General features: G+C 64.4%; 14 protein-coding genes. 1 reads left to right on the top strand and 13 read right to left on the bottom strand.

Annotated elements, in window-relative coordinates; genetic code table 11:
- The 7 genes from RJQ10_RS05520 to leuC form a co-directional block, all read right to left on the bottom strand.
- On the bottom strand, positions 1-618 hold the full coding sequence (locus RJQ10_RS05520; RefSeq protein ID WP_350144447.1) for a phosphoribosylanthranilate isomerase: 618 nt from the start codon (positions 616-618) through the stop codon (positions 1-3).
- Between the two features lie 61 nt (positions 619-679).
- A complete protein-coding gene (truA, locus tag RJQ10_RS05515) occupies positions 680-1,525 on the bottom strand; it encodes a tRNA pseudouridine(38-40) synthase TruA (RefSeq protein WP_350144445.1) in 846 nt (281 codons plus the stop codon).
- Entirely contained in the window at positions 1,518-3,869 is a 2,352-nt protein-coding gene (locus RJQ10_RS05510; RefSeq protein ID WP_350144443.1) for a motility hub landmark protein FimV, read from the bottom strand. Before RJQ10_RS05510 ends, truA begins: the two co-directional genes overlap by 8 nt.
- A gap of 110 nt (positions 3,870-3,979) precedes the next feature.
- Positions 3,980-5,005, bottom strand: coding sequence for an aspartate-semialdehyde dehydrogenase (locus RJQ10_RS05505; RefSeq protein ID WP_350144441.1), 1,026 nt, complete (start codon positions 5,003-5,005; stop codon positions 3,980-3,982).
- A gap of 28 nt (positions 5,006-5,033) precedes the next feature.
- Positions 5,034-6,113 (bottom strand): 3-isopropylmalate dehydrogenase, encoded by a 1,080-nt coding sequence (gene leuB, locus RJQ10_RS05500; protein WP_350144439.1) that lies wholly within the window; start codon positions 6,111-6,113, stop codon positions 5,034-5,036.
- Position 6,114: 1 nt separating this feature from the next.
- Entirely contained in the window at positions 6,115-6,774 is a 660-nt protein-coding gene (gene leuD, locus RJQ10_RS05495) for a 3-isopropylmalate dehydratase small subunit (RefSeq protein WP_350144437.1), read from the bottom strand.
- Positions 6,771-8,204: a 3-isopropylmalate dehydratase large subunit gene (gene leuC / locus RJQ10_RS05490; protein ID WP_350144435.1), complete on the bottom strand. Its 1,434-nt coding sequence runs from the start codon at positions 8,202-8,204 to the stop codon at positions 6,771-6,773. Before leuC ends, leuD begins: the two co-directional genes overlap by 4 nt.
- A 106-nt stretch (positions 8,205-8,310) precedes the next feature.
- Between leuC and RJQ10_RS05485 the strand changes: the two genes are divergently transcribed.
- Positions 8,311-9,198, top strand: coding sequence for a LysR family transcriptional regulator (locus RJQ10_RS05485; RefSeq protein WP_350144433.1), 888 nt, complete (start codon positions 8,311-8,313; stop codon positions 9,196-9,198).
- 70 nt (positions 9,199-9,268) lie between these two features.
- Here RJQ10_RS05485 and RJQ10_RS05480 read toward each other — a convergent pair whose 3' ends face one another.
- The 6 genes from RJQ10_RS05480 to RJQ10_RS05455 form a co-directional block, all read right to left on the bottom strand.
- Entirely contained in the window at positions 9,269-9,724 is a 456-nt protein-coding gene (locus tag RJQ10_RS05480; protein WP_350144431.1) for a flavodoxin family protein, read from the bottom strand.
- A gap of 330 nt (positions 9,725-10,054) precedes the next feature.
- Positions 10,055-12,328, bottom strand: a complete 2,274-nt coding sequence (rlmKL, locus tag RJQ10_RS05475; RefSeq protein WP_350144429.1) for a bifunctional 23S rRNA (guanine(2069)-N(7))-methyltransferase RlmK/23S rRNA (guanine(2445)-N(2))-methyltransferase RlmL — start codon at positions 12,326-12,328, stop codon at positions 10,055-10,057.
- Positions 12,329-12,382: 54 nt separating this feature from the next.
- A complete protein-coding gene (locus tag RJQ10_RS05470) occupies positions 12,383-13,066 on the bottom strand; it encodes a helix-turn-helix domain-containing protein (RefSeq protein WP_350144427.1) in 684 nt (227 codons plus the stop codon).
- Between the two features lie 53 nt (positions 13,067-13,119).
- On the bottom strand, positions 13,120-14,262 hold the full coding sequence (locus RJQ10_RS05465; RefSeq protein WP_350144425.1) for a hypothetical protein: 1,143 nt from the start codon (positions 14,260-14,262) through the stop codon (positions 13,120-13,122).
- Positions 14,241-14,942, bottom strand: coding sequence for a hypothetical protein (locus RJQ10_RS05460; RefSeq protein ID WP_350144423.1), 702 nt, complete (start codon positions 14,940-14,942; stop codon positions 14,241-14,243). The genes RJQ10_RS05465 and RJQ10_RS05460 overlap by 22 nt, the downstream gene beginning before the upstream one ends.
- Positions 14,943-14,984: 42 nt before the next feature.
- Complete coding sequence (locus tag RJQ10_RS05455) at positions 14,985-15,365, bottom strand: acyl-CoA dehydrogenase family protein (protein WP_350144421.1); 381 nt, start codon at positions 15,363-15,365, stop codon at positions 14,985-14,987.
- Between the last annotated feature and the right edge of the window lie 121 nt (positions 15,366-15,486).

The raw sequence follows: 15,486 nt of genomic DNA, 5'->3' as shown, positions 1-15,486 counted from the left end.
TCAGCTGCGTACAGCAGCTACAAAGCGGTTCATCTTGTCTGCATCCTTGATTCCCGGCGCACTTTCGACCCCGCCGCTGACGTCCACTGCCGCGGGCTTGACGGAGGCGATCGCAGTCGCAACGTTGTGCTCGTCGAGACCGCCCGCGAGCACCAGCGGCCGACTCAGCCCCGCGGGAATCACGGACCAGTCAAAGGTCTGGCCGGTGCCGCCGGGCATGCCGGGCTGCCAGCTGTCCAGCAGCACGCCGCGGGCACTCTCATAGCCGTTGGCAATGCCGGCTACATCAAGCCCGGGGCGCATCCGCAGGGCTTTGAGATAGGGACGCTGGAACTGGTTGCAGAACCCCGGCGTCTCGTCGCCGTGGAACTGGATACAATCTACGGGTACGCATTCGAGAATGCGATGGATTGTTGCCGCTTCCTCGTTAACAAACAATGCCACAATCGAGACAAAGGGCGGTACCGCCGCAACGATTCCCCGAGCCTGCTGCGGGGTTACGCAGCGCGGGCTGGACCCGTAAAACACCAGGCCCAGAGCGTCCGCACCCGCCTCGCATGCGGCCTGGGCATCGGCGCTGCTGGTAATGCCGCAGATCTTGACGAGGGTGCGTGACACAGGTGATCGCTACTGGCTTGCTGGAGGGCGCAGATGATAGCAGAGCCGGGGGGCAGTGTCTTCAGGTCGCCAGCAGCAGCGGGCCCGGAGGCGTCGGCGGAAGACCGAAGTGCTGGGGATACAATACCTCTACCAGGTAGAGACCGTCAGCGGGGGCGGTGTCGGCTGCCTGGGTGCGATCCCCTCCGGTCAACAGTTCTCCTATCCATCCGGGCGCCCTGGCACCCGTACCGACGGCCATCAGGCTGCCGGCGATATTGCGCACCATGTGGTGCAGGAAGGCATTGGCCTGGATATCGATCACTACCAGCTCGCCGCGGCGGCTGACCTCGCAGTGAGTGACACAGCGGAAGGGGGTGCTGGACTGGCAGGAAGCCGCGCGGAAGGCACTGAAATCCTGCTCTCCCAGCAGACACCTGGCCGCTGCATGCATGCGCACGGCGTCCAGGGGCCGGCGCTGCCAGCTCAGCTGCCGCCCGAGCAGTGCCGGACGAATGGAGGTATTGGCAATCAGGTAGCGGTAGCGCCGGGCCTGGGCCGAGAAGCGCGCGTGAAAGTCCTGCGCTACCGGCTGCGCCCAGTGCACCCTGATATCCGGCGGCAGCCGGCTGTTGCCGCCGACCACCCATGCCTTGCAACTGCGCGCCGTCGGGGCATCGAAGTGAACAATCTGCGCGTGACCGTGGACCCCGCTGTCCGTCCGTCCCGCACAGTGCACCCGCACGGATGCCGCAGCTATTTCGCTGAATGCCGCTTCGAGGGTCTGCTGTACTGTGCGGGAACCGGGGTGGGGCTGGGCCTGCCAGCCATTATAGGCGCTGCCGTCGTATTCAATGCGGCAGGCGATTCGGGTACCGGGGGGCAGCGGATCAGTGGCAAAGACCCGCTCATAACTCTGCTCAGCCAAGTCTGTCGAGCAGCTCCCGGGCTTCCTGTTGCTGCTCGTCGCTGCCTTCGGTCAAGACTTCCTCGAGGATCTGCCTGGCGCCGTCGTCATCGCCCATATCGATATAGGCACGGGCCAGATCGAGCTTGGTAGACAGCGGATCGCCGTCGTCGGCGAACACAAAGTCCTCATCACTGCTATCGCTGCGACCGCGATTGCCGCCGAAGTCAGCGGAGACATCGAGCTCATCGGCCGGGCTGTCTTCGATTTCCAGACCGAGAAAGGACGCTTCCTCGTCAGCCGATGACTCGACATCGTTCCCTGTGTCCGTGGGCAGCGGATCGCTCAGCTCCCCGAGATGGCCACTGAGGTCCTCCTCTGCGGGGGCCACGGGAGCGACCTTCTGCTTCTCGGGCTCAGGATCCGGCGCTGACAATGTCCCGGCGTCCTCCCCCGCCACATCGGTGGTTTCCAGGTAGGGATTAGCGGCAACGGGCTTGCTGGCGATAATGGACTGGGCGCGGGCGACAGCGTCCTGGTCACCTGCGCGCTGGAGTTCGCCGAGCTGATGATCGACCTCGCCCCGGTCACCTGTCTCCGCAGCGAGTTCAAGCAATTTCAGGCGGTAGGCGGTATTTTCCGGTTCCGAACGCAGGGCCTTGCGCAGCAGATCCATGGCCTGATTGTAGCGGCCATAGGCAATGTAGATGTCAGCCTCCGCGAGGGCATCGCCCGCCTCGACATCCGACGCGTACTGGTCATGCTTGCGCTCGCCGTAGCCGCGCTGGCCGGTGGGCTCGGGCAAATCAACCTGGGCAGCTGCCCCCGCGGCGCCGATGCTGGCCGCCTCCAGAGCGGCCGCAGCGCCGTCCTCTTCGTCGAGATCCAGCTCCGATTCGCGCAGCTGGATGTCTGCAAATGCATCCGGCTCCGCCTGTCGGCCTGTGGCGGGGCGGGCGGCATAGATACCATCACCCTCTTCTTCAGCCTCGGCCCGGCGTCGGCGCCAGAACAACAGCCCCAGCAAAGCGGCCACGATCACGCCGCCGATGACATACAACCAGCTGCCGAAACCACCGGCGGCGGGCGCGGATGGCGCTGGCGCCACGGGTGGCGCTTTGCTGCTGGACGCTGAATTGGCCGCGGCGCTGCTTGCCGTCTCCGCGGCCTCGACCGGTTCCCCCGCCACCGGCACGTCGGGAGCAACGGCAACAGCCGCACCGCCCTCGGCCTCCGCCAGGGCCTGCTGCAGGGAGGCGATCTGGGCATCCTTCAGCTCGACAATGCGCTCCAGGGTTTCCAGGCGATCCGCCAGGGCCGCCAGGCGCTCGCCCAGTTCACCGCGTTCGCGCTCCGACCGCTGCAGCTCGTCCTGCGTGTCGGCATTGACAGACGAAGACTGCCCGGGCGCAGCTGGTACCGGTTCCGATTCCGCTGCGGTCTCCTGCGTCTCTTCGCCGGATGAAATTCGCAAAGCCGGCCCCGCTGTCGCAGGCGCCGAGGCGCGTCCGGCACGCCAGTCCTCGTTCTGCTGGCGCACAGCCGCCAACGCGGCCTCCACATCAGCGTCGCTGATATCACCGGACGACGGCAGGTAGATAATGAACCCCGCCTTGATCCTGTTGATATTGCCATCGATGAAAGCGTCGGGGTTCAGGCGCTGGATCTCCAGCATGGTCTGCTGCACCGAGACACCGTCGACGCGAGCGCGCTGGGCGATAGTCCAGAGGGTTTCATCGCGGCGAATCATGTAGCGGGCGCCGGGCGCGGGATCGGCAGCGGTACCAGCGCTGAAATCACGATCAGGCATGGCGCCGGGGGCCAGCCCGGACTGGCGCATGCTTACCTGGGTGCCGCTAGTCTGGACCTCCGCCGCGGTTTTTTTTTCCGCGGCGCTGGACGCCTGTTCACTCTCGATGGCTGCTACCCGTTCGGTTGCGGAAACGACCGGCGACCGCGTGTCAAAGGCGGGCGGGTCTACCAGCACCGTGTAATTACGCAACAGTCGCCCGGATGGCCAGCGAGCCTCAACGATGAAATCCAGGTAGGGCTCCAGCACCGGGTCATCGGAGGTGAGCACAATCACGCCGCGACCGCTGCTATCGATATCAACTTCGAACTTGATGCCGGTGAGGAAGTAGGCCCGGTCGACGCCGAGCCTGTCAAAATCGTCCGCGGCGGCAAGGCGCACGCGAATCTGGTCTTCGTGCAGATTGCCGATATCCAGCAGGCTGACGCGTGCTTTCAACGGCTCATTGAGAAAAGACTGCAGAGTGAGCTCACCCAGGCCCAGCGCCCACACGGGCACCGTTTGCAGGCAACCCAGGGACAAAAGCGCCGCCGCCAACTGTTTTTTACGAGCCATAAACACGCCTTGTTATCCTTCCCCTGACATCACTCAAGCCGGCATCCCCTAGATTCCAGCCCCTGCATGACGCTTTTGAAGATACCCGAAGTATGTTTTAACGCAAGTCTTTAATCAAGATAAGTACTTATCAGAGCCTCGGCAATTTGCACACTATTCAACGCCGCCCCCTTGCGCACATTGTCTGACACCACCCAGAGGTTCAGGCCCCGAGGATGGGAAATATCCTCGCGGATCCGGCCCACAAATACCGGGTCCTTGCCTGCGCTGTCCGTCACCGGTGTCGGGTAACCACCGTCAGCACGCTCGTCCATCACAGTGATCCCGGGGAAAGCGGCCAGCAGCTTGCGCGCATCCGCTGCGGAAATTTTCTCGCTGGTCTCAATATGAACCGCCTCTGAATGGCCAAAGAACACCGGCACACGGACACAGGTCGGGTTGACCAGGACACTGCTGTCACCGAGGATCTTCTGCGTTTCCCAAACCATTTTCATCTCCTCCCGGGTATAGCCATTGTCCTGGAAGGTGTCGATATGGGGCAGTACGTTGAAGGCGATCTGCTTCGGGTAGACCTCACACTCGATCTCCTGGCCATTCAGCAGCTTCGCGGTCTGCCCGGCCAGCTCTTCGATGGCCTCCTTGCCGGTGCCAGACACCGCCTGGTAGGTGCAGACGTTGATCCGCTCGATACCGACCGCATCGTAGATAGGCTTCAGCGCCACCAGCATCTGGATCGTCGAGCAGTTGGGGTTGGCAATGATATTGCGGGTTGGGTACCCCGCCAGTGCTTCGGGATTGACCTCTGGCACCACCAGCGGGATGTCTTCATCGCGACGGAAGTGGGAGGTATTGTCAATGACAATGCAGCCGGCCGCCGCGGCTTTCGGCGCGAACTCTTCGGAGATACTGCCACCGGCGGAGAACAGGCCAATCTGCACCTGGCTGAAATCAAACTCGGCGAGGTCCGTGACTTTCACCTGCTTGCCGCGAAACGTGATGCTCTTGCCCGCGGAGCGGGCGCTGGCCAGGGGATAAAGATTGCCAACCGGGAAATTGCGCTCTTCGAGAATGGAAATCATGGTCTCGCCGACCGCTCCGGTCGCACCGACAACGGCGACATCGTAAAGCTTGCTCATAGCTACCTCTGTATTGCGAATTGAATGATCAGGCCTGCAGGGCGGCCACCACCGCCGCGCCCATCTCCCGGGTAGAAACCAGGGTCATGCCCTCGGCGTGGATATCCGCGGTCCGCAGTCCCTTGTCGAGCACTCCGCTGACCGCCTGCTCGATAGCGGTCGCGGCCTGCGGCGATGCCAGGGTATAGCGCAGCATCATGGCGACCGAGAGAATGGTCGCCAGCGGGTTCGCCTTGCCCTGCCCCGCAATGTCCGGCGCGGAGCCGTGGCAGGGTTCGTACATGCCCCGCCCGTTCTTGTCCAGGGAAGCAGAGGGTAACATACCGATGGACCCTGTCAGCATGGCGGCAGCGTCCGAGAGGATGTCGCCAAACATGTTGCCGGTGACCAGGACATCGAATTGCTTCGGGGCCCGCACCAGCTGCATGGCGGCGTTGTCCACATACATATGGCTCAGCTCCACATCGGGATACGCCTTGCCCACCTCCTCCATGACCTCGCGCCAGAGCACGGTGACCTCCAGCACGTTGCTCTTGTCGACCGAGCAGACGCGGTGATCGCGCTGGCGCGCCAGCTGAAAGGCCAGATGCCCGATTCGGCGAATTTCCGATTCGCTGTAGACATAGGTATTGAAGCCCTGGCGCTCGCCGTTCTCCAGGGTGCGAATGCCGCGCGGCTCTCCGAAATAGATGCCGCCGGTCAGCTCGCGCACAATAAGGATATCCAGCCCCGACACAATCTCGGGCTTCAGGCTGGAAGCCGCGGCCAGCTGCGGATAGAGTATCGCCGGGCGCAGGTTGCCGAACAACTCGAGTGCCGAGCGCAGCCCCAGCAGCCCGCGCTCCGGCCGCAGCTGACGTTCAACCTTGTCCCACTTCGGCCCCCCGACAGCGCCGAGCAATATTGCGTCCGCAGATCGCGCACTGGCCAGGGTTGCCTCCGGCAAGGGCACGCCGTGCACATCCAGCGCAGCGCCGCCCAGCAGGCCATGCTCGAGTTCCAGGTCAAGGGCAAAGCGGCGGTTGACCACCTCCAGCACGGCAACCGCCTCGGCCATGATTTCCGGGCCGATATAGTCGCCCGGCAGTACCAGTATTTTCCTTGCCATGTCAGCGTTGCTCCTGTCCGAGCACCCCGAACAGCCAGGGCGAGCGCTGACGCCAGCGCTGTTCGAAGCTGCGAATCGCCGGCGCACTTTCCAGGGTCACGCCGATGTCGTCGAGGCCCTGCAACAGACAGTGCTTGCGCGCCGGGTCGACCTCAAAGCGAAAAATCTCGCCAGCGGGAGTCTGCAGTTGCTGTTGTTCGAGGTCCACCTGCAGCCGATAACCTTCTTCCGCGTACATCTCGGTGAACAGCTGCTCCACCTGCTCCGGCGCCAGCACCACGGGCAAGATGCCATTCTTGAAGCAGTTGTTGTAAAAAATATCGGCGAAGCTCGGCGCCACAATGCAGCGGAATCCGTAGTCCTCCAGGGCCCAGGGTGCGTGTTCGCGACTGGAGCCGCAGCCGAAGTTTTCCCGCGCCAGCAGAATCGACGCCCCCCGGTAGCGGGCCTCGTTGAGCGGAAAGTCAGGGTTCAGTGGCCGCTGGCTGTTGTCGCGGCCGGGCTGACCTTCGTCCAGGTAGCGCATTTCGTCGAACAAATTGGGGCCGAAACCGCTGCGTTTGATCGATTTCAGGAATTGCTTGGGAATGATCATGTCGGTATCGACATTGGCCCGGTCCATGGGCGCGACAAGCCCCTCAAGCACAGTAAAGCTCTTCATGCCGCGGTCTCCTGCAGGCTGCGTATATCGACAAAATGGCCGGCAATCGCCGCCGCCGCGGCCATCGCCGGGCTCACCAGGTGGGTGCGACCGCCAGTGCCTTGACGCCCCTCGAAGTTGCGATTGGAGGTGGACGCACAATGCTCCCCGGAGCCCAGCTTGTCCGCGTTCATCGCCAGGCACATGGAACAGCCGGGTTCACGCCACTCCAGGCCTGCATCCATGAATATCCTGTCCAGCCCCTCGGCCTCGGCCTGGGCCTTGACCAGACCCGAGCCCGGCACTACCAGCGCCTGCTTCACACTGGCGGCCACCCGTTTGCCACGTACCACCGCTGCGGCGGCGCGCAGATCCTCGATTCGGCTGTTGGTACAGGAACCGATGAACACGCGATCCAGGCGGATATCGGTAATCGCCATGCCGGGTTTCAGACCCATGTAGTCGAGTGCGCGACGGGTGCCATCCCGGCGCGAGGGATTCTCGATCTGCGCCGGGTCGGGCAGGATGCCATCGATGGGCAGCACCATTTCCGGTGAGGTGCCCCAGGTCACTTGCGGCTGGATGTCTTCGCCACGCAGAGTCACCACCCGGCCGAATTCGGCGTCGTCGTCACTGTGCAGATCAGACCAGGCCTCGACGGCCGCAGTCCACAGTTCACCACTGGGAGAGTAAGTGCGCCCGCGCACATACTCCAGCGTAGTGGCGTCCACCGCCACCATGCCCATGCGGGCGCCGGCCTCGATGGACATGTTGCACAGGGTCATGCGCCCCTCCATGCTCATCGCGCGGACAACGTCGCCGCCAAACTCGATGGCATAGCCGGTGCCGCCCGCGGTGCCAATCTGGCCGATAATAGCCAGCGCCACGTCCTTCGCCGTGACCCCTGACTGCAGGGCGCCGTCAACGCGCACCAGCATGTTCTTCATCTTCTGCTGCACCAGGCACTGGGTGGCCAGCACATGCTCGACTTCGGAGGTGCCTATGCCGTGGGCCAGGGCGCCCAGGGCACCGTGGGTGGAGGTGTGGGAGTCGCCGCAGACCACCGTCATGCCGGGCAGCGTTGCCCCCTGCTCGGGGCCTACCACATGCACGATGCCCTGCCGCACGTCATTGATCGGAATCTCGGTGATATCAAAGGCGAGGCAGTTGTCATCCAGGGTCTGTACCTGCAGACGCGAAACCTCGTCAACAATGCCGGCAACACCGCCGGCGCGCTCTGCCGACAAGGTCGGCACGTTGTGATCCGGCACCGCCAGGTTGGCGCCCAGGCGCCAGGGACGGCGCCCCGCCAGGCGCAGGCCCTCGAAGGCCTGGGGAGACGTCACTTCGTGAATGAGATGGCGATCGATATAGATCAGGGCGGAGCCGTCATCGCGCTGCTCGACCAGGTGATTGCGCCAGAGTTTGTCGTAGAGTGTCAGCCCGGCCATGGGGGTTCCTCGCCTGCAGTGAATCCAGAAGCCCGATAATAAACTTGACCCACTGATAACTCAAATTTATTATTTTTATCTATTTCATTCCCAATGGTAATCCGAGATGGACATCCAGAACCTGCAGGCTTTCCTGCTGGTGGCAGAGGAAGCATCCTTCTCCCTGGCCGCCGAACGCCTCCACCTGTCTCAGCCCGCAGTCAGCAAGCGCATCGCCCTGCTTGAGCAGGGCCTGGGCAGCGAGCTGTTCGACCGCATCGGCCGCCATGTCGGGCTCACCGAGGCCGGGCAGGCACTGCTGCCCCACGCCAAGGCAATCGTACAACAGCTGTTCACGGCCGAGCAGGCTGTGCGGGATCTTTCCGGGGACGTTGCCGGCCAGCTGCGCCTGGCCACCAGCCATCATATCGGCCTGCACCGACTGCCACCGGTGCTCAGCGCCTTCAGCAAATCCTACCCGGGCGCCAATATTGACATCGACTTCATGGACTCGGAGCAGGCGTACGACCTGATCATGCAGGGACGTTCAGAGCTGGCTGTAGTAACACTGGCGCCGGTAGCAGACGACAGCATGATCACCCGGCCCGTGTGGCAGGACCCCCTGGTGTTCATGGTGGCGGCGGATCACCCCCTGGCGGGGCGCCGCGACTGCCGCCTCGCAGATCTGGCCCGGCACCCGGCAATCCTCCCCGGGCTGAACACCTACACCGGGCAGATCGTCAAGCGCCTGTTCGCCGAACACCGGCTCGCGCTGCAGGTGACCATGGCCACCAATTACCTGGAGACCATCCGCATGATGGCCTCGGTGGGTCTGGGCTGGACGGTACTGCCCCGCACCATGCTGGACCCGGGACTGGTGGCCTTGCCGGTGGCAGGCACCGCAATCGAGCGCTCCCTGGGGCTGGTCTACCACCGCGGCCGCAGTCTGTCGCGGGCCGCCCAGGCTTTCGTCGCGGTATTGGCGGAATTCGGCGACACGGCCAGCAGGACCTGATCGCATCTCACCGCGAATCCACCCGACACCGGCGCTGCGCAGCATGCCCTGCTGGCCGGTTCACCGGCGGTCAGAATATTCCCATTTCCAGCCCGGTGGCGAAGGCCTCTCCCAGCTCCTCCGCCTGCCGACAGTGCGCAGCGGTCACCTCGCCGCGGCAAATCACCGGCTCCAGGGCAGCTGTCAACGGGTACCCGGAAAGAATGCGCCGGGCCTGCTCGCGGGCACCGCGCCCGTCATTGCCGGCACTGATCAGCAGACCGTAGGGCAGCACTCGTCCGGCCTCGCCCACCGGATAAAAGGTCCGATCCAGGAAATCCTTGACGCCACCACTCAGGCTGCCCGAGTTTTCCGCCGCCACCAGCAGCAATCCGTGCGCTGCCAGCAGATCGGCGCTGCCCGCATCCCAGGCCCGCGACACCCGGACCTCGAGCCCCTTGACCCCGGCCGCAGCGCTGCAGCAGGCTCGCGCGAGCCTGGCGCAGGCGCCACTCTGGCTGTGATAGACGATCAACAGTGAACGCATTGCGGCTCCCCATGCTGGAAATCCGGAATTGGAGCACAACCCGCCTGATGAGGCCAACCGCCCCATCAAATCCGCTCCCATCCACCGCTTATCCACAAATTACCCTGTGGATAACTGTGGGGATAGCTTGCAGGCATCACCCTGCCTAACTCCATGAAAATGTTACCCCGGTCTTGTAGAAGGCGAGGTAGAACTCAAATCATTTCCATTAATTTCATCAGGTTAGCGATACTTTCCATAAATTAACTTAGAAATATCACGAGCCCTCGCACAAGCCAGGGTACCTGTCAAGAATTGTGGACAGTGTTTTTCCAGGGGGTTGGCAGCCACTTACCTGCGAGACCAGGGACTGTCGCGTCGTGGCGATGCATCCGCAGCAGTCAGGCGCCAGCACTGGTGAATCCGGCCGTTGCGCTGGAAGTCCGGATCCAGCGAACCGCGGGTGATATTCTCGCATTGGTACTCCGCCTCCAGGTCCGGGTCCAGCCAGAACCCCCGGCGGTTGTTGGAAAAATAGAGCACCCCACCGGGCCGCAGCAGCGCCATCGCCGCCCGCACCAGCAAGGCGTGATCCCGCTGCACATCGAAGGAGTCCGTGAGCTTGCGGGAGTTCGAGAAGGAAGGCGGGTCCAACAGGATCAGGTCGAAGTGGCGCCCGCAGGCCTGCAACCAGGCCAGGCAGTCCGCGCGTTCCAGTCGATTGCGGGTCTCGTCCAGGCCGTTGTGGGCCAGGTTCTTGCGCAGCCAGGCGAGATAAGTGTTGGACAGATCCACGCTGGTAGTACTGCGGGCACCACCCAGCGCAGCGTGTATCGTTGCCGCGCCGGTATAGCAAAACAGGTTGAGGAAATCCTTGCCAGAGGCCTCCCGCCCGAGGCGCAGGCGCAGGGGACGATGGTCCAGGAACAGGCCGGTATCGAGGTAATCGCGCAGGTTGACCAGCAGCTGCGCGCCGCCCTCGCGCACCGACAGCAGTTCGCCGCTGCTGTCCTGCTTGCGGTACTGCTCGTCGCCGCGCTGTCGCTGGCGCACCTTGTAGACAATGCTCTCCGGGGCAACGCCCAGCGCGGCCGGCAGCGCCGCCTGCACTTCGGCCAGGCGTGCGGCGGCTGCCGCGGGGTCCACTGCCCGTGGCGCCTGGTATTCGGCCACATGCACCTGGTCACCGTAGATATCCACCGCCACGGCGTACTCGGGCATATCCGCATCGTATAGCCGGTAGCACTCTATCCCCTCGCGCTTCACCCAGCTGGCCAGGCGGCGGCGGTTCTTGCGCAGGCGATTGGCAAACATCTGCGCGCCGCCGCCAAGCTCCTCCAGCGGCGTGACGGTGGCGGCAGCTTGCGCCTGGCCCGCCGATGGCGCCATGGGCGCCTTGTCACTGAGCCGGTTGGCACCCAGGTCGAACAGCAGCAGGCTGGACTCCAGCGCCCCGTTCCACAGCTTGTACTGTTTGTGACTGCGCAGGCCGGTGGCGCGGCCCAGGCCCTTGTCAGCAGTGAATATGGCCGCCTGCCAGCCGGGGAACTCGCGCAGCATCGTCTCGCCCAGCTGGCGGTAGAGATACTGCAGGCTATCCTTGTCCCCCAGGCGCTCGCCGTAGGGCGGGTTGCACACCAGCAGCCCCTGGGGCAGGGGAACGTGGGTTGGCCGAGTCAGCTCCGCCAGGGGCTTGCAACTCACCCGCACCACGGCCTCCAGCCCCGCACGGGCAATGTTTTCATGGGCCCGGTGTATCACCTTGGGATCTGCGTCGTAGCCGCGGATTTCCGGTAACCGCGCCTGCTTGCCACGCTCGGCACGGCCGCGCGCATCGCTGAGCAGGGCCTGCCACTGGGGGGCGCTGTGGCCCTGCCAGCGCTCGAAGCCGAAGCGCTGCCGACCCAGCCCCGGAGCGATATCCGCCGCCATCATGGCGCCCTCCAGCAGCAGCGTCCCGGAGCCGCACATCGGGTCGATGAGGGCACCGCCCCGCGCCGCCATGCCGGGCCAGTCGGCTCGCAGGAGGATGGCTGCAGCCAGATTTTCCTTCAGCGGTGCCGCCCCCGCCTGCAGCCGGTAGTTGCGCCGATGCAGGCTGCCGCCGGACATATCCAGAGCCAGCAAGATACCGTGCCGCGAGAGGCGCACATTGAACCGCAGGTCTGGATCGGTACGGTCTACCGAGGGTCGCTGGCTATCGCGCTGGACAAACCAGTCGACGATGGCGTCCTTGCAGCGCTGGGCCCCGAACTGGGTATTGCGGATATGGGCGTTTTCGCCGCTGAAGTCGATACTGAAGGTTTGTTCCGGGGACATGATCCCGGCCCAGTCCACCCGCATCAAGCCGGCGTAAAGGGCGTCCGCATCCTGGGCCTCAAACCTGGCCAAGGGCAGCAGCACCCGGTTGGCGAGGCGCGACCAGAGACAGGCCCGATAGCCAATTGCCAGCGGACCATCGAAGTACACCCCGGCCACGGTTTCCCGGCCTCCGCTGGCGCCCAGCGCCAACAACTCCGCCAGCAGCAGCCCCTCGATACCCTTGGGACAGGTTGCAAACCATTGCCGCTCGGCGCTGGCGGGCAGCTTTGCGGGGGCCACGGTTTCGTCGGGAAAACTGCTCATGCCGGGGATCCTGGGCGGTACTGAAAAGGGCGCCCAGTGTACCGGAAAGTGGTGCTAGCTGCGCTTGCGCGGCGCCCGTTTTCGCGCAGCAGCCGCGGGCTTGCGCCGGGGAGGTGACTGCGGCGCATTGGCCAGCTTTTCCTTCGCCATCACATCCAGCACCAGCTGGGCGGCGCTGTCGATGTAGCTGATGAAACGGGCGTGCTCGTCATCGCTGAGGGAACGCAGGACATCGTGCTGCCGATAGAGATTGACGAAACGGCGCTCGCGCTCGTACTGGCGCGGCAGGGCCATCACACCCCACTGTTCCAGTGTCTGCTCCAGCTGGGGATTGTAGGTTCGCAGGAACTTGATCAGGAACGGCACCGGGTCGTGCCGGGCCAGCAGGCTGGCACTGCGCAATACGAGTTCCAGCGGCATTATTTTTTCGCCGCTTTCGATGTCTTCCAGCACCGACTTGTCGGAGACCCCGAGGCTGTCCGCCAGCTCTTTCAGCGACAGGCCCGCAGTCTCGCGGGCGTCGCGCAGGAAGCGCCCGGCATCGGCCATGGCCTCGAGCCGCTCGGGCTCAAAGCTGTTGAGCAAAGTACTGCGCAACCAGCCTTCGCCGAACATGGCTGTCATGGTGGCGGTGTTGCGGGCGATTTCCAGAGTTCCCCCGGCAACCTGGCCGCTAAAGCGCAGCAGACCAGCCAGCAGGCTCTCGGAGTCGTTACCCTGGTTTTTTTTGTCAGCCATGGCTACAGCTTAGCCGAACATACGCCACTTGCCGAGGCCCACAGCGGTCCGCCTCATGGCAGCCCTGACTCCAGCCGGAATATCTCCCGCAGAATTTCCCGCCACTCGTCGTACTGGCTCTCCAGACTGCCGTTGAGCCGGTAGACACTGCCGCTGACCTCAAGCACGGTCGGCAGGACCTCGTTGTTGAAGCCTCGCGCCAGGTCCTCAAGATCCTGCTGCTGGATCTTGCTCCACTTGAAGGCATTGTAGGTCTGCTCCATGGCGGCGTAGGTGCCGCGGGCACCGGCGCGGTCGCGCTGTGACAAACGCCGGGCGTAATCCTCCCGATACAGCGCCTGTTCGCGGCCGTACTGGCGCCACAGGTCGTAGGTGGGCTGCATGGTCTGGTAGAGATCAACATACTGCTCATCGACGGTATCGATGAAGCGAAACTCCTGGCTGCGGATAAGTTCAACCCGTGCCAGCATCGGGTCGCTCTCCGCCGGCAACCGCAGTAGCTGATGGCGCCCCGCCGAATCCTCGGCGACAAACCCGGCAAAATAGTCAGGAGCCAGGTCGCCCGCCTGCCGCAACAGAGCGAGGTCGGGCAGTTGCTGGAGTTCGGCGTGAGCCTGGTTCCGGTATTCCGCCAGCAGGTCGTTGGCGACCTTGCGGTACAGGTCAATAAACGGGTCTCCGCCACCCACAACCGGGTAGTCCGAGGCCTGTGCCTCGTCAGCGTAGATCCGGTCCAGCCAGATTCGACCACTGGCATCCTCGGCCCGGACCTGCAGCACCAGGAAACGGCCGTCCGAGTGGAGGATCCTGCCCTCTACCTGTAGCACTGCGGCAGGCTGCGGCTCGGGCAACACCCGCACCGCGCCCCAGGCATTGCTCTCCTGCAGTACCTGGCGCAGGCGCACCGGCAGGTAGCGGGCCTCGGCCTTGCGGATGTCCGGGAAAATACCCTGCCGACTGAGACCCGCGGTCTGCTCCGGAATACCCGGATCAAAGCTCACGAGTGCCAGGTCAAGGGCCGGCAGCGGCGGCTGGGCCACCACTTCCAGCCTGACTGAGCCTACCGAGGGAGGCCAGTTTTGGACTGCCGGAGGCAGCGACTCGCCGGCCTGTGGCGCGGGGGCGCTGCCGCAGCCGGCGAGCAGCAGGAGCAGGCCCAAGCCCAGGCAGGGAATCAGGGCGATTCGGTGGTACACACTTTACCTCGGGTGAGGGTCTGCTCACAGGAGAAACCGTGGGCCTCGGGGTCCATGCGCCGGTAAACCCGGTTCAGGGTAAACGGGGACGACACGCGATCGGAGCTGACCGTGGTGGCGATATTGAGCATCTGGCCGTCCGGGCCCAGGGTCAGGCGGTGACGGATAGCCAGGCCCTCGGGCAGGGAGAGCACAAACAGCAACTGGTGTCCGTCCCAGCCGCAGAACTCACTTCCCAGGGGCGTTTCGACCACCGTGGGACGGCCATCGTGAAAATCGCAGTCCAGTGCGAAATCACCCTCCCGGCGCACGCGAATCTGGCTCGGATCCTGCTCGACTTCCAGCAACTGGGACCGGGTAACCAGGTCTGCCATCTGCGCCAGACCGACGATTGATGCGCCGCTGTCGGTGCCGGCGTTGCCCACCATCAGGGCGGCGCCCGGACCGCGCAGCTCGCCGCCCCCCGCCTGGGCGCGGCGCTCGGCCTGGCGCTGCAGTTCCCGCACCAGGCCATTGAGGCGCACCTGGATATTGTCGCTCTGGCCATAATCCAGGGACCAGCTGCCACTGAAATCCACACCGACACGGTTAGCGGTGGGCTGGCGCTGCTCCTGACTGCTGCAGGCGGCCAGCAGCAGAAGCAGGAACGTGGCGAGTATCATGGCGCAGGGTTTCTTCACGACGCGCAGTGTACCCCAGGCGTCTGCGTTCCAGCAGGGGGGTCAGGTAAAAAGCCCCTCCCCCACGGACAGCCGCCGGCCGAGCGCCGCGACCTGGGCGCCACTGGAACCCAATGCGATTTCGTTATAGCGCAGCCACAGGCAATAGCGCCAGAGCGGGTAATCGCGATCAATGCCAGTCCCGCCGTGCACGTGCTGGCAGGCGTAGCTCACCCGGTGGCCAACATCGCCGGCCCAGATCTTCGCAATCTGCACCTCGGTGGTCGCCGGTTGCTCGTCGCTGAGCAGAGACAGCGCCTGCCAGGTGCACAGGCGCAGGCACTCGACATCGATGTAGCAGTCCGCCATGCGATGCCCCACAGCCTGGAAAGTGGCGATGGGCACCCCGAACTGGCGCCGCTCACTGGTGTAGCCTGCCGCCATGATGGCGGCGGATATCGCTCCGGGGCTGGGTCGGCAGCGCTTCGGCTTCGAGCGCTGGCAGGGCCACAGCGCCCCCCAGTGGCAGGCCCTGCTCAGCGATGCGCGCGGCCGTGCCGAGCGT

Origin of the sequence: Haliea sp., assembly GCF_040222615.1 — a bacterium.
In the GTDB taxonomy this organism is placed as follows: domain Bacteria; phylum Pseudomonadota; class Gammaproteobacteria; order Pseudomonadales; family Halieaceae; genus Haliea.
Note: the sequence above shows the minus strand (reverse complement) of the source record. Positions and strands in the feature narration are given on the sequence as shown.